The organism is Pseudoalteromonas sp. BMB, from assembly GCF_001709235.1.
GTDB lineage: Bacteria > Pseudomonadota > Gammaproteobacteria > Enterobacterales > Alteromonadaceae > Pseudoalteromonas > Pseudoalteromonas maricaloris.
In genome coordinates this window covers 1-21,539 of sequence record NZ_MBQA01000024.1, presented here as the reverse complement: position 1 = coordinate 21,539, position 21,539 = coordinate 1, and the positions used below count along the sequence as shown (strand labels likewise).

General features: G+C 44.5%; 17 protein-coding genes and 1 tRNA gene. 15 read left to right on the top strand and 3 right to left on the bottom strand.

All coding sequences use genetic code 11. From position 1 onward, the window contains the following. Genes cysN through cysG form a run of 3 tightly spaced genes read right to left on the bottom strand, consistent with a single transcriptional unit; the run spans position 1 to position 3,779 of the window. Positions 1-1,416: a sulfate adenylyltransferase subunit CysN gene (gene cysN, locus BB427_RS02295; protein WP_069018806.1), complete on the bottom strand. Its 1,416-nt coding sequence runs from the start codon at positions 1,414-1,416 to the stop codon at positions 1-3. Beyond that, complete coding sequence (gene cysD, locus BB427_RS02290; protein WP_010376235.1) at positions 1,416-2,315, bottom strand: sulfate adenylyltransferase subunit CysD; 900 nt, start codon at positions 2,313-2,315, stop codon at positions 1,416-1,418. The genes cysN and cysD overlap by 1 nt, the downstream gene beginning before the upstream one ends. Positions 2,316-2,357: 42 nt before the next feature. Continuing rightward, positions 2,358-3,779, bottom strand: coding sequence for a siroheme synthase CysG (cysG, locus tag BB427_RS02285; protein ID WP_069018805.1), 1,422 nt, complete (start codon positions 3,777-3,779; stop codon positions 2,358-2,360). A 401-nt stretch (positions 3,780-4,180) separates the two neighbouring features. On the opposite strand from cysG, the gene deoC reads away from it, so the two are divergent. The 15 genes from deoC to BB427_RS23650 all read left to right on the top strand — a co-directional run. After that, on the top strand, positions 4,181-4,930 hold the full coding sequence (deoC, locus tag BB427_RS02280) for a deoxyribose-phosphate aldolase (protein ID WP_069018804.1): 750 nt from the start codon (positions 4,181-4,183) through the stop codon (positions 4,928-4,930). Continuing rightward, on the top strand, positions 4,914-5,414 hold the full coding sequence (locus tag BB427_RS02275; protein WP_069018803.1) for a hypothetical protein: 501 nt from the start codon (positions 4,914-4,916) through the stop codon (positions 5,412-5,414). The genes deoC and BB427_RS02275 overlap by 17 nt, the downstream gene beginning before the upstream one ends. Before the next feature lie 96 nt (positions 5,415-5,510). Beyond that, a tRNA-Trp gene (locus BB427_RS02270) sits at positions 5,511-5,587 on the top strand. Between the two features lie 133 nt (positions 5,588-5,720). After that, positions 5,721-6,098 carry a preprotein translocase subunit SecE gene (secE, locus tag BB427_RS02265; protein ID WP_010376231.1) on the top strand — a complete coding sequence of 126 codons (378 nt, stop codon included), beginning with the start codon at positions 5,721-5,723 and terminating at the stop codon, positions 6,096-6,098. A 4-nt stretch (positions 6,099-6,102) separates the two neighbouring features. Next, the gene (gene nusG / locus BB427_RS02260; RefSeq protein WP_010376230.1) at positions 6,103-6,660 is read left to right on the top strand and encodes a transcription termination/antitermination protein NusG; all 558 of its coding nucleotides are present in this window, start codon (positions 6,103-6,105) and stop codon (positions 6,658-6,660) included. A gap of 167 nt (positions 6,661-6,827) precedes the next feature. Next, positions 6,828-7,256, top strand: a complete 429-nt coding sequence (rplK, locus tag BB427_RS02255) for a 50S ribosomal protein L11 (protein WP_010376229.1) — start codon at positions 6,828-6,830, stop codon at positions 7,254-7,256. Positions 7,257-7,262: 6 nt separating this feature from the next. Continuing rightward, on the top strand, positions 7,263-7,967 hold the full coding sequence (gene rplA / locus BB427_RS02250; RefSeq protein WP_010376228.1) for a 50S ribosomal protein L1: 705 nt from the start codon (positions 7,263-7,265) through the stop codon (positions 7,965-7,967). Between the two features lie 337 nt (positions 7,968-8,304). Further along, on the top strand, positions 8,305-8,799 hold the full coding sequence (gene rplJ, locus BB427_RS02245; protein WP_010376227.1) for a 50S ribosomal protein L10: 495 nt from the start codon (positions 8,305-8,307) through the stop codon (positions 8,797-8,799). Positions 8,800-8,870: 71 nt separating this feature from the next. Then, complete coding sequence (gene rplL, locus BB427_RS02240) at positions 8,871-9,233, top strand: 50S ribosomal protein L7/L12 (RefSeq protein ID WP_010376226.1); 363 nt, start codon at positions 8,871-8,873, stop codon at positions 9,231-9,233. A gap of 350 nt (positions 9,234-9,583) precedes the next feature. Continuing rightward, positions 9,584-13,609, top strand: coding sequence for a DNA-directed RNA polymerase subunit beta (rpoB, locus tag BB427_RS02235; RefSeq protein WP_010607819.1), 4,026 nt, complete (start codon positions 9,584-9,586; stop codon positions 13,607-13,609). Positions 13,610-13,718: 109 nt separating this feature from the next. Beyond that, positions 13,719-17,900: a DNA-directed RNA polymerase subunit beta' gene (rpoC, locus tag BB427_RS02230; protein WP_010607820.1), complete on the top strand. Its 4,182-nt coding sequence runs from the start codon at positions 13,719-13,721 to the stop codon at positions 17,898-17,900. Positions 17,901-18,250: 350 nt separating this feature from the next. Then, a complete protein-coding gene (gene rpsL, locus BB427_RS02225; RefSeq protein WP_010367657.1) occupies positions 18,251-18,625 on the top strand; it encodes a 30S ribosomal protein S12 in 375 nt (124 codons plus the stop codon). A gap of 101 nt (positions 18,626-18,726) precedes the next feature. Continuing rightward, a complete protein-coding gene (gene rpsG / locus BB427_RS02220; RefSeq protein ID WP_010376219.1) occupies positions 18,727-19,197 on the top strand; it encodes a 30S ribosomal protein S7 in 471 nt (156 codons plus the stop codon). Between the two features lie 27 nt (positions 19,198-19,224). Then, positions 19,225-21,339: an elongation factor G gene (gene fusA / locus BB427_RS02215; protein WP_010607821.1), complete on the top strand. Its 2,115-nt coding sequence runs from the start codon at positions 19,225-19,227 to the stop codon at positions 21,337-21,339. Positions 21,340-21,396: 57 nt separating this feature from the next. Next, positions 21,397-21,539: GTP-binding protein (locus tag BB427_RS23650; protein ID WP_254663567.1), on the top strand; the 143-nt coding region annotated here is incomplete at its 3' end.

Genomic DNA, 21,539 nt, shown 5'->3' with positions numbered 1-21,539 from the left:
TTATTTTAACTTCGAAATATCAAGCGCTTGCCAATGAGGGAAGTGCTTGCGAACTAATGCATTAAACTCAATCTCAAATTCACTAAACTGACTTGAGGACGTTGCTGTTGCTGCTTGAACCGTTTCCACCATACCCGCACCTATGGTTAGGTTAGATAGGCGATCAATTAAGATAAACGAGCCAGTTTCACGATTATTTAAATACTCATCCGCAACGACATTTTCTGTCAGCTCGATGGTTACGATAGCAATTTCATTTAATGACAATGAATCGGCTTGGCTGTGCTCAAGTGTATTCACATCGATAGTGTGCTCGATATTTTTCACGATTGCCGCGGTTTTCTTGCTACCCAATTTAAGGTTATAACTTTTACCCAACTGGAGTGGTGTTTCGTGCATCCATACCAGCTTAGCAGTGATCTGATTCGTCACCTGAGCAGTCGACTCTGCAGGCACAATCACATCGCCACGACTCACATCGACTTCATCTGCTAGGGTGATAGTGAATGCTTGTCCGGTTTCCACTTGGGTTAGATTGCCATCAAAAGTCACGAGTTCTTTAATGGTTGAAGTCTTACCTGATGGCAATACTTTAACCGCTTGGCCAACGCTTAAGCTACCAGAGGTTAATGTGCCTTGGAAACCACGAAAATCTAGGTTAGGACGCACTACATATTGCACCGGGAATCGCGCTTCAAAACCATGATTAGGCTCTGCTGCTGGAGAATCTTCCAGCAGTTCCAGCAATGGTTTGTCTTGATAATAAGGCGTTTTTTCTGAGCGGTTTACAACATTGTCGCCTTTAAGTGCTGACATTGGCACAAAGCGAATATCTCGTACGTTCAGTTGCTCAGCAAACTTCAAATAGTCGGCCTTTATGCGCTCAAATACGGCCTCATCAAAGTCAACAATATCCATCTTGTTTATCGCGACAACGAACTGTTTAATACCCAGTGAATCACAGATAAAGCTATGGCGTTTAGTCTGAACTTGCACACCATAACGGGCATCGACAAGGATAATAGCCAAATCACTGGTCGAAGCACCCGTAACCATATTACGTGTGTATTGCTCGTGTCCCGGCGTATCGGCAATAATAAATTTACGCTTCGCTGTCGAGAAATAGCGGTAAGCCACATCAATGGTAATACCTTGCTCACGCTCCGCTTGTAAGCCATCAACGAGTAACGCTAAATCTAGATCTTCACCCGCATTGCCGACTTTTTCATTGTCTTTGTGTAGCGCAGCTAATTGGTCTTCATAGATTTGATGGCTATCGTGTAGCAAACGGCCGATCAGCGTTGATTTACCGTCATCTACGCTGCCGCAGGTCATCATGCGCAACAAGCTCTTGTCTTGCTGACGCGCTAAGTAGGTTTCAATGCCTAATTCTTTCACTTCATTTGCTGTTGACATTAGAAATACCCCTCGCGCTTTTTCTTCTCCATTGATCCTGATGAATCATGATCAATCACTCGTCCTTCACGTTCTGATGACGTAGATAACAACATTTCTTCGATAATTCCAGTGAGCGTATCGGCCTCTGATTCAACTGCCCCCGTTAGTGGGTAACAGCCAAGTGTTCTGAAGCGTACAGATTTCATTTCTGGCACTTCACCTTCGGCAAGTGGCATGCGGTCGTCATCGACCATAATTAACGTCCCGTTACGCTCAACAACTGGTCTTGGCTTTGAGAGGTAAAGTGGCACTATCTCAATACCTTCTTGGTAGATATATTGCCAAATATCGAGCTCTGTCCAGTTTGATAATGGGAAAACACGAATGCTTTCGCCAGGGTTCACTTGACCGTTATACGTATTCCATAACTCCGGACGTTGGTTTTTAGGATCCCAGCGGTGGTGCTTATCTCTAAATGAATAAACTCGTTCTTTTGCGCGAGATTTTTCTTCATCACGGCGGGCACCACCAAAAGCCGCATCAAAGCCATATTGATCTAGCGCTTGCTTCAGGCCTTGTGTTTTCATGATATCGGTATGCTTAGATGAACCATGAACAAATGGACTGATGTTCATCTCTAGTCCTTCTGGATTTTTGTGCACAAGCAGTTCAAATCCATACTCTTTTGCTAATCTATCGCGAAACTCGATCATTTCTCTGAATTTCCAATTGGTATCAACGTGGAGTAGAGGAAAAGGGATCTTCGCAGGGTAGAAAGCCTTACGAGCAAGGTGAAGCAGTACCGACGAGTCTTTACCAATCGAGTACAGCATTACCGGGTTTTCAAACTCTGCGGCAACCTCTCGGATGATCTTTATGCTCTCAGCTTCGAGTTGCTGGAGATGGGTTAAAGCCATGATTAATGTCCTACTTATAAATTTAACTATCTGTGACGGTTATTACGCGACTTGCGTAATGGGTTGAGCAAAGCTACTGATTTGATTGTTCTTATTAAACCAAGCTAATTGCTCATGTAATGCTGCTACTTCACCAATAATCAATAGTGCTGGCGACTGAATATCATGCGCAGTAATAGTCTCTGCAAGTTGATCTAATTGTGTTCTTACTACACGCTGAGATTTGCGTGTGCCATTCTCAACAATTGCTACAGGTGTGCTCGGCGAGCGCCCATGAGTGAGTAATTGCGCCTGAATGTGCGGCGATTTAATCACTCCCATGTATACAGCAAGCGTTTGATTCGCTTTAGCCAAGCCTTCCCAGTCGAGTTCTTGTCCATCTTGCTTACAATGCCCAGTCACAAATTGAATAGCTTGGGCATGATCCCTATGGGTTAGTGGAATACCAGCGTATGCGCTACATCCTGCAGCAGCAGTAATACCCGGAATAATTTGATATTTCAAGTTGTTTTCGGCCAATATTTGTACTTCTTCGCCACCGCGACCATAAATAAATGGGTCGCCACCTTTTATTCTACAAACCTTTTTACCTTGTTTGGCTAAATCAACCAAAATCTCATTGATGTGTTCTTGTTTGACACTATGATTACCGGCTTTTTTGCCTACGCAGATTAAATCAGCGTCACGACGTACAAGATCCATGATTTCGTCTGAAACTAGGTAGTCATAAACCACAACATCGGCTTGTTGCATGAGTTGTAATGCCTTAAGTGTCAGCAGCTCTGGGTCGCCAGGACCCGCACCGACGACGTAAACCTCGCCTTCAGGTGAAGGAGTGCTTTCTAGCATGGCTTCAAGTTGAATTTGTGCGTTCTCACTGTTACCAGCTTGCACTTCACTTACCACATTTGAATCAAAAACGGATTCCCAAAATTGACGGCGGTCAGCAAAATGTTTAAAGCGCGCTTTCACTTTATGTCTGAATTGACCGACAAGCGTTGCCAGCGGACCAATATGCTGTGGAATAAGGGTTTCTAACTTCTCTCGTAATCGTCTTGCAAGGACGGGCGCAGTTCCAGCACTAGATATGGCAATCGTTATAGGGTTTCTATCCACGATTGAAGGAAAAATAAAATTACACTTTGGTTGGTCGTCGACTACGTTAACGAAAAGGTTGCGCGCTTCAGCAAGTTCTGCTACCTCTGCATTCACTGCTTCAACATCCGTCGCCGCAACGACTAACATAACATTGTCTAGGTCTGATGCATCAAATGGCTTATGCCGAAGTGCAACGCTTGAATCAGCTGCTAGTGATAAAAGCTCAGTGCAAAACTCAGGTGAAACCAAAGTGACTGCTGCATTGGCTTTTAAAAAGGCGCGGCACTTTCTCAGCGCAACCTCACCACCACCTACAATCAATACAGGTTTATTTTCTAGTTTGGTAAAAATTGGCAAGTATTGCACGATAACCTCTGCTAAACATCACGACGGTTGATATCAATATTGATTGATATCGCTAATAGAGCGCAGCATATAGAGTTGCAAATGTGGGAAAAAATAATTTAAACCGACTCAATATAACCAAAAGTTATAAAGAAAGCGGTTAAATCTCACTTTCTTTTTATTTCATGGGGTTAGCTTAAATTTTTGCTGTGATTTGACGATTATAGTGTTTGGTTATGAGATATTCATTTAATGAACAATAGTAAAAACCGTATCCGACAGGTAATTGTATGCGGACATTTGTCCTATTGTTGGTGCTGCTGTATGCATTTAACTAGGGTCTGTTGACCTTTGCTGCAAAAACAAACTTGAAAGATGAACAGGCCCTCGGCTTATTACATAGAATGAAAAGGAACACGGTAATGACTTTACAATCTGATGCTCGGTTGTCGCTGAGTTTAATGGATTTGACCTCTTTGAAAGAGGACGATACGCCGGCAAGTATTCTCGCGTTATTGAATAGCATTAACCCTGATATTGGACTACCAGCGGCTATTTGTGTGTATCCGCAGTTTGTGACGTTAGTAAAAGAAGAGTTGGAAAAGCGTGGGTGGTCGCAGATAAAAGTAGCAACGGTGACCAACTTCCCATCGGGAGAGCAAAAGCTCCAGCAGGTCGTTGCACAAACTCATTCAGCAATCGCAGATGGTGCCGACGAAATTGATCTCGTGCTTCCTTATCAGCAGCTGATGGCGGGTGATCCAGATACACCTTGGCAATATGTGCATTCAAGCAAGCTTGCCTGTCAAGGTAAAGCAAAGCTCAAGGTCATCATCGAAAGTGGCGTATTGGCCAAACCAAAGCTCATTGCGGAAGCCGCGCAGCTTGCCATTATGGCGGGCGCGGATTTTGTTAAAACAAGTACAGGAAAGGTTGCTGTCAATGCTACACCAGAAGCGGCTGAAGTTATCCTTAAGACAATCAAAAGCAGCGGTAAATCGGTTGGATTTAAAGCGGCCGGTGGAGTAAAGTCAGTAGTAGAAGCGCAGCGATATTTACGATTGGCCGAAGAAATTATGGGGGCCGAGTGGCTCAATGCCAATAATTTTAGATTCGGTGCTTCAAGCCTATTGAGTGATGTAGCAGTGGTTGTGAATGGACAGAGCGAGTGAAGCAGAAAAAATAAAACTTGAGCATGACGCGGCTAAACTGTTTTTACGCAGTTATGAAAAGCAGTTTGCAGTGCATATGCGCCATATTTGGCACAATGAGCCCAATAAACCGGACGTCAGTTGTTATCAAGGAAAATCACAGCTTGATATAGAAATAGCCCATTTTTATGCCAGTGAGAAAGAAGCGATGGCTGTGCTTGGGCGTCCGCTGTCTCTCTCCACGCAAAGAGAGCTGGCAGCAATGAGTCAAGCCGCTGACTCCGATCAACTGAGTATCGGCTTACAGCGGCTGCTCAATCAAAAAGCCAAAAAACACTATGATTCACAACGTGTTTGGTTGTTAATTCGAAATGCCAGCCCCATTTATCATCTTGACGATTTTAAGCGCTTAAAAGCCACTTGGGAGATCCCTGATTGTCATCCATTTGAGCAAGTTTGGGTGCTTTGTGATTTTTATCACGGAGATTTATTGCGTCTTTTCTGAAGACGTCGCAAAACCAAGTTTAGATTAAATGTTACTTTGCATATCTTTTACACTTGTTTTCGTTTGCTTCGTCAGTATAATGGGCATCCACTTTGCAGGGGCGTAGTTCCAATTGGTAGAACAGCGGTCTCCAAAACCGATGGTTGCGGGTTCGAGTCCTGCCGCCCCTGCCAATTCAGCAACAAGTCCACATTTAAAATAACGTGACCCAAAACCACTTAAGTCGCTTATTTGTAAATTTGGATTGAATGGATTTACCCTGTTCTATGCAGGGTTGTTGTGTCTGTATTTAAGGTAAAATTGATTATGAGCACTAATGTTGAAAACTCGTCAAGCTCGATGGACACGGTAAAGTGGCTAGCTGCTATTGCACTTCTAACTGGTGCCGTAGTTGGTAATTATCTATATGCCGATTTATCTGTTTTAGTACGCGCTGTTGGCGTGGTTGCAGCTATCGCTGCGGCTTTGGGCATTTTGGTAACGACTGAAAAAGGCCGTACCTTTATCGCTTTTGCTAAAGAATCACGTATTGAAGTACGTAAAGTTATCTGGCCAACGCGTCAGGAAGCGACTCACACTACTTTCATCGTGATCATTGCAACGGTGATTATGGCATTAATCCTATGGGGATTAGATGGTATACTTTTCCGTGCAGTAGGCTTTTTAACTGGATTGGAGATCTGATCCCATGTCGGATGAGAACAAAGAAAAGAAATTACGTTGGTACGTGATCCAAGCGTTTTCAGGTTTTGAAAAACGCGTAGCACAAACCATTATCGAGCATATTAAAATCGAAGGGTTAGAAGACCTATTCGGTGAGATCCTTGTGCCGACTGAAGAAGTGGTTGAAATGCGTGCAGGTCAGAAACGTAAATCTGAGCGTAAATTCTTCCCTGGCTATGTATTAGTTCAAATGGTAATGGACGATGCGTCTTGGCACTTGGTGAATAGTACACCGCGTGTAATGGGCTTTGTTGGTGGTACGTCAGACCGTCCTGCACCAATCAGTCAAAAAGAAGCGGATCGTATCCTTAACCGTCTGCAAGAAAATGCTGAAGCACCGAAACCTGCTACTTTATTCGAGCCGGGTGAAGTGGTTCGTGTTACAGATGGTCCATTTGCTGACTTCAACGGTGTAGTTGAAGAAGTGGATTACGAAAAGAGTCGCCTGAAAGTTTCGGTACTTATTTTCGGTCGTTCAACGCCAGTAGACCTAGAATTTGGTCAGGTTGAGAAAGACAAATAAATTCTAACTTGAAAAAGTTGTCAAAGGCCGCTGATTAATCTATAATCAGCGGCCTTTTTGTTGTACGCAAAAATATGCGGCAAAAAGACTGAATTTTTTAACTGGGAAGCCGTTTGAGTACGCGTCCTCGCGCGCACGAGGCAAAGACCCACAATTGAGGTATTATCATGGCTAAGAAAGTTGAAGCTCTAATCAAGCTACAAGTTGCTGCTGGTATGGCTAACCCTAGTCCTCCAGTAGGTCCTGCACTAGGTCAACACGGTGTAAACATCATGGAATTCTGTAAAGCGTTCAACGCACGTACAGAGTCTATCGAGAAAGGCGCACCTGTTCCTGTTGTTATTTCTGTTTACAGTGACCGTTCTTTCACTTTTGAAATGAAGACTCCACCTGCGGCATATCTTCTTAAGAAGGCTGCTGGTATCAAGTCTGGTTCTGGTCGTCCTAACACTGAAAAAGTTGGTACAGTTACTCGTGCTCAACTTGAAGAGATCGTTGAGACGAAACGTCCAGATCTTACTGCTGCTGATATGGACGCAGCTGTACGCACGATTGCAGGTTCTGCACGTGCAATGGGCTTGAACGTAGAGGAGTAATTGAGAATGGCTAAATTAACTAAGCGTATGCGTACTATCCGCGAGAAAGTGGATGCGACTAAAGAGTACGAAATCAACGAAGCTGTTGCTCTTCTAAAAGAACTTGCTACTGCTAAGTTCGTTGAAAGTGTTGACGTTGCTGTAAACCTAGGTATCGATGCTCGTAAATCTGACCAAAACGTACGTGGTGCAACTGTACTACCTCACGGTACTGGTCGTGATGTACGCGTAGCGGTATTCACTCAAGGTGCAAATGCTGAAGCTGCTAAAGAAGCTGGTGCTGATTTAGTAGGTATGGAAGACCTTGCAGAGCAAGTTAAGAAAGGCGAAATGAACTTTGACGTTGTTGTTGCTTCTCCAGATGCAATGCGCGTTGTTGGTCAACTAGGTCAAATCCTAGGTCCACGTGGTCTTATGCCTAACCCTAAGACAGGTACTGTAACGCCTAACGTTGCAGAAGCTGTTAAGAACGCTAAAGCTGGTCAGGTTCGTTACCGTAACGATAAGAACGGTATCATCCACACTACTATCGGTAAAGTAGACTTTGACGCTAACCAACTTCAAGAAAACCTTGAAGCGCTAATCATCGCGCTTAAGAAGGCTAAGCCTTCTACTGCAAAAGGTACTTTCGTGAAGAAAGTAAGCATCTCTACTACGATGGGTGCTGGTGTTGCTTTAGACCAAGCTACTCTAAATACTCAAGTAGTATAATTTAGAGTTTAGCGTTTACATGGCGTAAAAATTAGACTATAATTTTGCGCCATTTTGTAGAGAAGTGTGCTTCTTTACAAAGCAAAGAATTCGGGTTGAAGCGCATAATTTCGAAAATTGTTTCCATCATGGTCTACAATGAATCGATAAATTGCGCTTCCGTCCAAGACCGTAGGTGGCTTCGGCCTTAATCGTCCTACGTAGACGGTGTGAATCCCAGCTAGATTTTCCTAATCTTCTGGCTCTCGCCGTAAAAAGCATCTCTGCTAAAGTTTTTAGCAGGGTAGAGTAGAACTGAAAAACATGTTTGTTTTTCTATAAACCAGGAGTAACACCCATGGCTTTAAATCTTCAAGACAAAAAAGCAATTGTTGCTGAAGTCAACGAAGCTGCCAAAGGTGCTCTTTCAGCAGTTGTTGCTGATTCTCGTGGTGTAACAGTAGGTGCAATCACTGCTCTTCGTAAAGAAGCTCGTGAAGCTGGTGTATGGATGAAAGTTGTTCGTAACACCCTAGCTAGACGTGCGGTTGAAGGCACTGATTACGAATGCCTTAATGAATCACTAGTTGGTCCAAGCCTAATCGCTTTCTCTTCAGAGCACCCTGGTGCTGCTGCGCGTATCTTTGCAGATTTCGCGAAAAAGAACGAAGCATTTGAGCTTAAAACTGCTGCATTCGAAGGCAAAATCGTTGACGTAGATATGCTTGCTAAGCTACCTACTTACGACGAAGCTGTTGCACGCTTAATGAGCGCTATGAAAGAAGCGTCTGCTGGCAAATTGTGTAAAACAATTGAAGCGGTACGTGTACAGAAAGCTGAGCAAGCTGCTTAATTTAAGCAACGCTCCTTTCTTTAATAAATTTTTTGAACCGCATGGGTTCGTAAATAATTAGGAAATTTGAAATGTCTGTAACTAAAGACCAAATCCTTGACGCTATTGCTGAAATGTCAGTAATGGAAGTTGTTGAACTAGTTGAAGCTATGGAAGAGAAGTTCGGTGTAACTGCAGCTGCTGCTGTTGTTGCTGCTGGTCCTGCTGAAGCTGCTGAAGAAAAGACTGAGTTCGACGTAATCCTAGCTGCTGCTGGCGGTAACAAAGTTGCTGCAATCAAAGCGGTACGTGGCGCAACAGGTCTAGGCCTTAAAGAAGCTAAAGCTCTAGTTGAGTCTGCTCCTGCACCTATCAAAGAAGGTGTATCTAAGGAAGAAGCTGAAGCTCTTAAGAAAGATCTTGAAGAAGCTGGTGCTCAAGTTGAGATCAAGTAATCTAGCTCCCGCTAGGTTCGCTGCCTGAGAAATCAGGCAAGGGCTGGTGATTATTTAATCACCGGCCCTTTTGCGCTATAGAGATATGCATTTCTATCGTGCATAAATCTTCGAATTTCACTGTAATTTTCAATAACTTAGAAGTTTTTGTTGAAAATCGCAATGGCATTTGAAGTAACACTAATTTGATGACATTAACGATTTGAATATAGCCTGAATTGTGCTCATTTAAGCCGTTAGTTAAGCAAGTTAGTGTGACAATTTAGATGTTGTTATCATGGCTTAGATGCCAGTGAAGTCTGTTCAATTTTGGACAGGTTGGGTCAAAGATCAGCAAGCTGAGGAACCCCATGGCTTACTCTTATTCTGAAAAGAAACGTATCCGTAAGGATTTTGGTAAACGTCCACAGGTTTTGGACATACCTTTCCTACTGCAAATGCAGTTGGAATCGTTCGATAAGTTCATTGCGCCTGATGCCGATGGCGATACTGGATTGGAAGCTGCTTTCCGTTCTGTATTCCCTATCAAGAGCTACTCGGGCAACTCTGAACTTCAATACGTCAGTTATCGTATTGGCGAGCCAGTATTTGACGTTAAAGAATGTCAAATTCGCGGTGTGACATATTCTGCTCCACTTCGCGTTAAACTACGTCTTGTGCTAATGGACAAAGATGCACCTGGCACAGTCAAAGACATAAAAGAGCAAGAAGTTTACATGGGCGAAATCCCGCTCATGACAGACACCGGTACTTTTGTAATCAATGGTACTGAGCGTGTTATCGTTTCTCAGCTACACCGTTCACCTGGTGTATTCTTTGATAACGACCGTGGTAAATCACATTCATCTGGTAAAGTGTTATATAACGCACGTGTGATCCCTTACCGTGGTTCATGGCTTGACTTTGAATTCGACGTTAAAGATAACCTTTACGTTCGTATTGACCGTCGCCGTAAACTACCAGCATCTATCATCTTACGTGCACTAGAGTTCACTTCAGAAGAAATCTTGGCACTATTCTTTGAAACGACAAGTTTCGAAGTAAAAGATGGCAAAGTGTTGATGGAACTTGTGCCTTCACGCCTACGTGGTGAAACCGCTGCATTTGATATTAAAGATGCAAACGGTGACGTATTGGTTGAAAAAGGCCGTCGTATTACTGCACGCCACATTAAGAGCATCGAAAAGCAAGGCATCGACACTCTTGAAGTACCACATGAGTACATCATCGGTCGTGTTGTTGCTAAAAACTATATCGACGAGTCAACAGGCGAAGTGATTGCAGAAGCGAACACTGAACTATCACTAGAGCTTATGGCTGAATTGGTGAAAGCGGGTCACTCAAAGATCGATACGCTTTACATCAACGAAGTAGACAGCGGTGCGTACATGTCAGAGACATTACGTGTTGATTCTACTAACAATCGCCTAGAAGCATTGGTAGAAATCTATCGCATGATGCGCCCTGGTGAGCCACCAACAAAAGAAGCTGCAGAAGCGTTATTTGATAACCTATTCTTCTCTGAAGAGCGCTACGACCTTTCAACGGTTGGTCGTATGAAGTTCAATAGCCGTGTTGGTTATGATTCAGACGAAGGTGACGGTACGTTATCTAAAGAAGATATCGTGAGCGTGATGAAGGTACTGATCGACATCCGTAACGGTAAAGGCGATGTTGATGACATCGACCACTTAGGTAACCGTCGTATCCGTTCTGTAGGTGAAATGGCTGAAAACCAATTCCGTGTAGGTCTTGTACGTGTTGAGCGTGCAGTACGTGAGCGTCTAAGTCTTGGTGACCTAGATAACGTTATGCCACAGGATTTGATCAACGCTAAGCCAATCTCTGCAGCAGTAAAAGAATTCTTTGGTTCTTCACAGCTTTCACAGTTTATGGACCAGAACAACCCGCTTTCAGAAGTAACGCACAAGCGTCGTATTTCTGCATTAGGTCCGGGTGGTCTAACTCGTGAGCGTGCTGGCTTCGAAGTACGTGACGTACACGTAACGCACTACGGTCGTGTTTGTCCTATCGAAACGCCTGAAGGTCCAAACATCGGTCTAATCAACTCGCTATCTACTTACGCGCGTACAAACGACTATGGTTTCTTAGAGACTCCATACCGCAAAGTAGTCGACGGTATCGTTACTGACGATGTTGATTACCTATCAGCAATTGAAGAAGGTCAGTTCGTTATCGCACAGGCGAATACAACGCTAACTGATGATAACCAATTTGCTGAAGAATTGATTCCATGTCGTTTTAAAGGTGAATCAACCTTTATGCCAAGCGACAGCATCCAGTATATGGACGTATCTCCACAGCAGGTAATCTCTGTGGCGGCAGCGCTTATCCCATTCCTAGAACACGATGACGCGAACCGCGCATTGATGGGATCGAACATGCAACGTCAAGCTGTACCTACACTACGTGCTGATAAGCCGTTAGTTGGTACTGGTATTGAGCGTACACTAGCGAAAGACTCTGGTGTAACAATCGTTGCTAAGCGTGGCGGTATCGTTAAGTATGCTGATGCAAGCCGTATCGTTGTTAACGTTAATGAAGATGAGCGCATCCAAGGTGAAGCGGGCATCGACATCTATAACTTAACTAAGTACACACGTTCAAACCAAAACACTTGTATCAACCAGAAACCAACTTGTATGGTTGGTGAGCCGGTGGTACGTGGTGACGTGCTTGCTGATGGTCCTTCAACAGACCTAGGTGACTTAGCACTTGGTCAGAACCTACGCGTAGCGTTCATGCCTTGGAATGGTTACAACTTCGAGGATTCAATCCTACTTTCAGAGAATGTTGTAAAAGAAGATCGTCTAACGACTATCCACATTCAAGAGCTTCAGTGTATTGCTCGTGATACTAAGCTTGGTCCAGAAGAAATCACTGCGGATATTCCAAACGTAGGTGAGTCTGCACTAGGTAAGCTTGACGAATCAGGCGTTGTATATATCGGTGCTGAAGTGAAAGGCGGTGACATCCTTGTAGGTAAAGTAACGCCTAAAGGTGAAACGCAGCTAACACCTGAAGAAAAGCTACTACGCGCTATCTTCGGTGAAAAAGCGTCTGACGTTAAAGACAGCTCACTACGTGTACCAAACTCTGTATCTGGTACGGTTATCGACGTACAAGTGTTTACGCGTGACGGTGTTGAAAAAGACAAACGTGCACTAGAAGTTGAAGATATGCAGCTTCGCGAAGCGAAGAAAGACTTCAACGAAGAGTTCAGAATCCTTGAAGGCGGTATCCTGACTCACGCTCGTAACTTACTGATTAAATCAGGTATGAGTGAAGAGCAGCTTGCTGGCTTTAACACTGAGAAGCTACTAACACAAAGTCTTGCTGATGAAGAGCATCAAGCAGAGCTTGAGCAACTAGCTGCACAGTATGACGAGCTTAAAGCTGACTACGATAAGCGTTTCGAGAACAAGCGTCGTAAGATCACTCAAGGTGATGACCTAGCACCTGGCGTACTTAAGATTGTTAAAGTATACCTAGCTGTTAAACGTCGTATCCAACCTGGTGATAAGATGGCGGGTCGTCACGGTAACAAGGGTGTAATCTCAACTATCGTTCCTGTTGAAGACATGCCTTACGATGATAAAGGTCGTACTGTAGATATCGTACTTAACCCGCTGGGTGTACCATCACGTATGAACATCGGTCAGATCCTAGAAACTCACATGGGTCTAGCTGCTCGTGGTATCGGTGAACGTCTTGAAGAAATGATGAAAGAGCAACGTGAAATTCACGAGCTACGCGAATTCATCAAGAAAGCTTACGAAATCGGTGACTGCCGTCAGAAAGTAGATATTGCTAACTTCTCTGATGATGAAATCCGTCGCTTGGCAGATAACCTTAAAGGTGGTCTTCCAATCGCAACACCAGCATTTGATGGTGCACGTGAAGCTGAAATCAAAGACATGCTAGAGCTTGGTGGTTATCCAAGAAGTGGTCAGGTAACGTTATATGATGGTCGTACTGGTGATGCATTTGAGCGTCAAGTAACAGTAGGCTACATGTACATGCTGAAACTGAACCACCTTGTTGATGACAAGATGCACGCGCGTTCAACAGGTTCTTACAGCCTAGTTACTCAGCAGCCGCTGGGTGGTAAGGCACAGTTCGGTGGTCAGCGTTTCGGTGAGATGGAGGTATGGGCACTAGAAGCATACGGTGCTGCCTACACGCTACAAGAAATGTTGACAGTGAAGTCGGATGACGTTAACGGTCGTACTAAGATGTATAAGAACATCGTAGACGGTAACCACAAGATGGAACCGGGTATGCCTGAGTCGTTCAACGTACTGTTGAAAGAAATCCGCTCGCTAGGTATCAACATCGAGTTGGAAGAAATTTAATCCGACCGCCGCAGTGCGCTGCGGCGTTGCATAACTGCAACCGGACTGAAAAGAATGTAGGGGCAAGCATGGCTTGCCCTCAAGATTAACCTCCGACAGGAGAGCTAAGGTGAAAGACTTACTTAAGTTTCTGAAGCAACAAAATAAGACCGAAGAATTCGATGCAATTCGCATTGGTCTTGCTTCGCCAGACATGGTGCGTTCATGGTCTTACGGTGAAGTAAAGAAACCTGAGACAATCAACTACCGTACTTTCAAGCCTGAGCGTGATGGCTTATTCTGTGCCCGTATCTTCGGCCCAGTAAAAGATTACGAGTGTTTGTGTGGTAAATACAAGCGCTTGAAGCACCGTGGTGTTATCTGTGAAAAGTGTGGCGTTGAAGTAACGCTAACAAAAGTACGTCGTGACCGTATGGGTCACATCGAGCTGGCTAGCCCAGTTGCGCATATTTGGTTCTTGAAATCACTTCCGTCACGTATCGGCCTAATGCTAGATATGACGCTTCGTGATATCGAGCGCGTACTTTATTTCGAATCATTCGTGGTAACTGAGCCAGGTATGACTACGCTTGAGCGCGGTCAACTACTAGGTGAAGAAGAATACCTAGATGCACTTGAAGAGCACGGTGATGAGTTTGAAGCGAAGATGGGTGCAGAAGCTGTACTTGATCTACTTCGTGACCTAGACCTTGGTCAGTTAATCGCTGAAATGCGTGAAGAGTTGCCAACAATCAACTCTGAAACTAAGCGTAAGAAAATCACTAAGCGTCTTAAACTAATGGAAGCGTTCCACCAATCAGGTAACAACCCTGAGTGGATGGTTATGAGTGTGCTACCGGTTCTTCCACCAGATCTACGTCCTCTAGTACCACTAGACGGCGGTCGTTTTGCGACTTCAGATCTGAACGACCTTTACCGTCGTGTGATCAACCGTAACAACCGTTTGAAGCGTCTTCTAGACCTAGCTGCACCAGACATCATCGTACGTAACGAAAAGCGTATGCTTCAAGAAGCGGTTGATGCGCTACTTGATAATGGTCGTCGTGGCCGTGCAATTACAGGTTCTAACAAGCGTCCACTGAAGTCGCTTGCTGACATGATCAAAGGTAAGCAAGGTCGTTTCCGTCAAAACCTTCTAGGTAAGCGTGTTGACTACTCAGGCCGTTCTGTTATCACCGTTGGTCCTACACTGAAACTACATCAGTGTGGTCTACCTAAGAAGATGGCACTTGAGCTATTCAAGCCATTTATCTACGGTAAACTAGAGCGCCGTGGTATGGCGACAACCATCAAAGCTGCGAAGAAGATGGTTGAGCGTGAAGTACCAGAGGTTTGGGACGTACTAGACGAAGTTATCCGTGAGCACCCGGTTTTACTTAACCGTGCGCCAACACTTCACCGTCTAGGTATCCAAGCATTCGAACCTGTACTTATCGAAGGTAAAGCGATCCACCTGCACCCGCTAGTGTGTGCGGCGTATAACGCTGACTTCGATGGTGACCAAATGGCTGTTCACGTACCACTGACGCTTGAAGCGCAGTTGGAAGCGCGTGCATTGATGATGTCTACCAACAACATCCTAGCACCAGCTAACGGTGAACCAATCATCGTTCCTTCACAGGACGTTGTACTAGGTCTTTACTACATGACTCGCGATCGCATCAACGGTAAAGGTGAAGGTTTAGTATTTAAAGATGCTAAAGAAGCTGAAAAAGCATACCGTGTAGGTGCTGCTGAGCTTCACGCTCGTGTTAAAGTGCGTATCACAGAAGTGACTATCGACGAAGAAACACGTGAGCGCGGCACTTTAACTCACCTAGTAGATACGACAGTAGGTCGTGCAATCCTTTCATTGAATATCCCTGAAGGCTTGCCGTTTGAACTGATCAACAAACCACTAGGTAAGAAACAAATTTCTGGTCTTCTTAACGAGTGTTACCGTCGTCTAGGTCTTAAAGATACTGTTATCTTTGCTGACCAAGTGATGTATACCGGTTTCCACTACGCGATGAAGTCAGGTGTTTCTATCGGTATCAATGACATGGTAATCCCACCAACTAAAGGTGAGATCATCGATCGTGCGGAAGCTGAAGTTGCAGAAATCAACCAACAGTTCCAATCAGGTCTTGTAACTGCCGGTGAGAAATACAACAAAGTTATCGATATCTGGTCACGTGTAAACGAAAACCTTTCTCGCGAGATGATGGCTAACCTTTCAAAAGAAACGGTTATCAACGCTGAAGGTAACGAAGAAGAGCAACCGTCATTTAACTCAGTGTTTATGATGGCAGACTCAGGCGCTCGTGGTAGTGCTGCTCAGATCCGTCAGCTAGCGGGTATGCGTGGTCTAATGGCACGTCCAGATGGTTCAATCATCGAAACGCCGATTACAGCGAACTTCCGTGAAGGTCTAAACGTACTACAGTACTTTATCTCGACGCACGGTGCGCGTAAGGGTCTAGCGGATACGGCACTTAAGACAGCGAACTCGGGTTACCTAACTCGTCGTCTAGTAGACGTAGCACAAGATTTGGTTATCAATGAATCAGACTGTGGTACCGAAGAAGGTCTAGTAATGAAGCCGCTAATTGAAGGTGGTGACGTTGTAGAGCCACTTCGTGAGCGTGTACTAGGTCGTGTTGTTGCTGAAGACGTGGTTAAGCCTGGTACAACAGAAGTACTGGTTGAACGTAACGTAATGATTGACGAAAAACTGTGTGATCTTCTAGAAGAGCACTCAGTAGACGAAGTTAAAGTACGTTCTGTAATCACCTGTCAAAACGACTTTGGTGTGTGTGCACACTGTTATGGTCGTGACTTGGCACGTGGCCACATCATCAACCCTGGTGAAGCAGTTGGTGTAATCGCGGCACAGTCAATCGGTGAGCCGGGTACACAGCTTACGATGCGTACATTCCACATCGGTGGTGCGGCATCACGAGCTTCTGCAGAGAACAGTGTTCAAGTTAAGAACAATGGTAATCTGAAACTTCACAATGCGAAGTTTGTAATCAATGCTGATGGCAAAATCGTTATCACGTCTCGTTCAACTGAGATCACGATAATCGATGAGCACGGTCGTGAGAAAGAGCGTTATAAAGTTCCTTACGGTGCAGTATTAACTGTACAAGATGGTGCTGACGTTAAAGGTAACGATATCGTTGCTACTTGGGATCCGCATAGCCACCCAATCATCATTGAACATGAGTCAAAAGTATCGTTCAGCGATATCGATGATTCAAACACTGAAGCACAGACTGATGAATTAACTGGTCTAACACGTGTGGTTGTTAAGGATCTTGCGAAAGTAAACGCGAAAGAGCCTAAACTAATCATTGAGAACGAAGAACGTGGTCTTCAAGAGATCCGTCTACCTTCATTCACAACGATTGAAATCACAGATGGTGCAACAGTACTACCTGGTTCGGTACTGGCTCGTATTCCACAAGAAGGTTCGAAGACTCGTGACATCACGGGTGGTCTACCTCGAGTTGCTGACCTATTCGAAGCGCGCAAGCCAAAAGATCCTGCAATTCTTGCAGAAATCACAGGTACCGTTAGCTTCGGTAAAGAGACTAAAGGTAAGAAACGTCTTGTGATCACACCGGAAGAGGGTGATGCATACGAAGAGATGATCCCGAAATGGCGTCAGCTTAACGTGTTCGAAGGTGAGCAAGTGGCTAAAGGTGAAGTAATCGCCGATGGTCCAGAGTCTCCGCACGACATCCTACGTCTACGTGGTGTTACTGATGTATCTAACTACATCACTAACGAAGTACAAGAAGTATACCGTCTACAGGGCGTAAAGATTAACGATAAGCACATTGAGACTATCGTTCGTCAGATGCTTCGTAAGTGTATCATCCTTGATGGTGGTGACAGTGAGTTCCTAGTAGGTGAGCAAGCTGAAGTTGCACGTGTAAACATCGCTAACCGTGAACTAGAAATGCAAGGTAAGATCCCAGCTAAGTTTGAAATCCAACTAATGGGTATTACTAAAGCGTCACTTGCGACTGAATCGTTTATTTCTGCGGCATCGTTCCAGGAAACAACACGTGTTCTAACCGAAGCTGCGGTTAACGGTAAGAGCGATGAGCTACGTGGTCTGAAAGAAAACGTAATCGTGGGTCGTTTGATCCCAGCGGGTACAGGTTTCGCATACCATGAAGAGCGCATCAACCGTCGTAAGCAAGGTGAAGCAGCTGTTGAAGAGCAAACAGTAAGTGCTGAAGAGGCAACTCAAGCGCTAACAGACGCACTAAACGCTGATTTACTAGGTGGCAACGAGTAATCCTCGCCATTTAGCGAATTAATTGAAAAACCGCTGTGTGAATACAGCGGTTTTTTTATGCCTTTTCAACTCGCTGGTCGAATTGCCATCAAAGCGTCACATCAATATGTATACTGCAACAAAGGTTTTTCAATGCAATCGCTAACTTTTGTTAACTTTCAATAGCTTCGCAGACAAAACCATCCGAATTGCATGCATTTACTTAGCGCTGATGACGACTTTTGGTTGACAGGTTAAACTTTGGTCATTAAAATTCGGCCACCCATTTTAGTCGTTCAATAAAATTGGATTTGACCTAAATGGTAAGATTTTATTTTTCAGTAGTAATTTATTAATTCAGGAGCTATTTAATGGCAACTATTAACCAGCTAGTGCGTAAGCCACGTCGTAGCAAGGTTACAAAGAGCAACTCTGCTGCTCTTAAAGCTTGTCCACAAAAGCGTGGTGTATGTACTCGTGTATATACAACAACACCTAAGAAACCAAACTCTGCATTACGTAAAGTAGCGCGTGTACGTTTAACTAACGGTTTCGAAGTAACTTCATACATTGGTGGTGAAGGTCACAACCTACAAGAGCACAGTGTAATCCTAATCCGTGGTGGTCGTGTTAAAGACTTACCAGGTGTGCGTTTCCACACTGTTCGTGGTGCACTTGACTGTGCAGGCGTAAACGACCGTAGACAGGCTCGTTCTAAGTACGGTGCAAAACGTCCTAAGGGCTAATGGTTCTCCGTTAGTAAGGCCAAGCACTTAAGTTTTAAATTTTTATATATTGTTTTGGGAATCCGTGTTTAGCACGGACCTGAAGATACCGGAGAAAGAAAATGCCTAGAAGACGCGTAATAGGTCAACGTAAAATTCTTCCAGATCCGAAGTTCGGATCAGAGCTTCTTGCTAAATTCGTTAATGTAGTAATGCTTGACGGCAAGAAATCTACTGCTGAAAAAATCGTATATGGTGCGCTAGACGTGGCTGCTGAAAAATCAGGCAAGTCGCACCTAGAAATCTTTGAATCTGCACTTGATAACGTTCGCCCACAGGTAGAGGTTAAATCTCGCCGTGTTGGTGGTTCAACGTACCAAGTACCAGTTGAAGTACGTCCAGTGCGTCGTAACGCACTAGGTATGCGTTGGTTGGTTGAAGCTGCACGTAAGCGTGGCGAAAAATCAATGGGTCTTCGTCTTGCTCAAGAGATGATCGACGCTGCTGAAAACAAAGGCACTGCGGTTAAGAAACGTGAAGACGTTCACCGTATGGCTGAAGCGAACAAAGCATTCGCTCACTACCGTTGGTAATCTGCTAACACCCTTTAAGAGGATATTATGGCACGGACAACTCCGATTGAGCGCTACCGTAACATTGGTATATGTGCTCACGTAGATGCGGGTAAAACAACTACGACCGAGCGCGTACTTTTCTATACTGGTCTTTCTCATAAGATTGGTGAGGTACACGACGGTGCCGCAACTATGGACTGGATGGAGCAGGAGCAAGAGCGTGGTATCACGATCACTTCTGCTGCAACGACGTGTTTCTGGAAAGGGATGGATGCTCAGTTTGATGAGCATCGTGTAAACATCATCGATACTCCAGGACACGTAGATTTTACTATCGAAGTAGAGCGTTCATTGCGCGTACTTGATGGTGCTGTTGTTGTGTTATGTGCTTCATCAGGTGTGCAACCGCAAACTGAGACCGTTTGGCGTCAGGCAAACAAATACGAAGTACCACGTATGATTTTCGTCAATAAGATGGATCGTACGGGGGCTAATTTCCTGTCTGTTGTTGAACAAGTTAAAAAACGTCTCGGTGCTACACCTGTGCCTATTCAGCTACCAATTGGTGCTGAAGATGAATTTAAAGGTGTTATTGACCTTATCAAGATGAAAGCGATTAACTGGAATGAAGAAGACCAGGGAATGACTTTCAACTATGAAGAGGTCCCTGCAGATCTTCTTGAGCTTGCTGAAGAATGGCGTTCTCATCTAATTGAGAGCGCTGCAGAAGCTTCTGAAGAGCTAATGGAAAAATATCTTGAAGATGGTGAGTTGAGCGAAGAAGAGATTAAATCAGCCCTTCGCCAACGCACATTGGCCAATGAAATTGTGCCAATGACGACAGGTAGTGCATTCAAGAACAAAGGTGTTCAGGCTGTGCTTGACGCTGTGATTGAATTCATGCCTTCGCCTACTGAAGTAAAAGCTATCCAAGGTGTCTTAGAAGACGAAACCGAAGATACGCGTGAAGCTGACGATAATGCACCGTTTGCGGCGCTTGCATTTAAGATCGCAACCGATCCATTCGTTGGCACACTTACTTTCTTCCGAGTTTACTCTGGTAAAGTTAGCCAAGGTGATTCGGTACTAAATCCTGTTAAAGGTAAAAAAGAGCGTTTTGGACGTATTGTTCAAATGCACTCAAACTCGCGTGAAGAGATTAAAGAAGTTCATGCGGGTGACATCGCGGCTGCTATCGGCCTAAAAGATGTGACTACTGGTGATACACTTTGTGCTCAAGATGCCCCAATTACGTTAGAACGTATGGAGTTCCCTGAGCCTGTAATCTCGGTCGCAGTAGAACCTAAAACAGTAGCTGACCAAGAAAAAATGGGCGTTGCGCTTGGTAAACTGGCAGCAGAAGATCCTTCATTCCGTGTAGAAACGGACGAAGAATCAGGTCAGACGATTATCTCTGGTATGGGTGAACTTCACTTAGATATCATTGTCGATCGTATGAAGCGTGAGTTTAACGTTGTGTGTAACGTTGGTAAGCCTCAGGTTGCATACCGCGAAACTATCCGAGCTTCTGTTGAAGCTGAAGGTAAGTTTGTGCGTCAATCTGGTGGTCGTGGTCAATATGGTCACGTTTGGTTGAAGCTAGAACCAATGGATGTCTCTGATGATGATGCGCCAATATACGAATTCGTTAACGAAATCGTAGGAGGTACAGTACCAAAAGAGTATATCCCAGCGGTTGATAAAGGTATTCAAGAGCAGATGAAGCAAGGTGTTCTTGCTGGTTATCCGCTATTGGGTGTTAAAGCTACCCTGTTTGATGGCTCGTTTCACGATGTTGACTCAAACGAGATGGCGTTTAAGATCGCAGGTTCGATGGGCTTTAGAAAGGGCGCGCTTGAAGCAAGTCCAGTTCTACTTGAGCCTGTCATGAAAGTAGAAGTAATCACCCCTGAAGAAAACATGGGTGATGTAGTAGGCGACTTAAACCGTCGTCGTGGCATAATTGAAGGCATGGAAGAAGCATTTGGTGGCTCGAAGCAAATTAATGCTCAGGTACCGCTTTCTGAAATGTTTGGTTATGCAACAGACTTACGCTCCGCTACACAAGGGCGCGCATCATACTCTATGGAATTCCTAAAGTATGCTGAAGCGGCTAAAAACGTAGCTGATGCAATAATTGCAGCTCGCGCTGTTAAGTAATTTTAGTTCGGTCCGGTCTTAGGGCTGGACTTTAATTTCTTTATAGGAAATTTGAAAATGGCAAAAGAAAAGTTTGAACGCGTAAAACCGCACGTAAACGTTGGTACTATCGGCCACGTTGACCACGGTAAAACTACACTAACTGCAGCAATCACTAACGTACTTGCAAAAGTATACGGTGGTACAGCAAAAGACTTCGC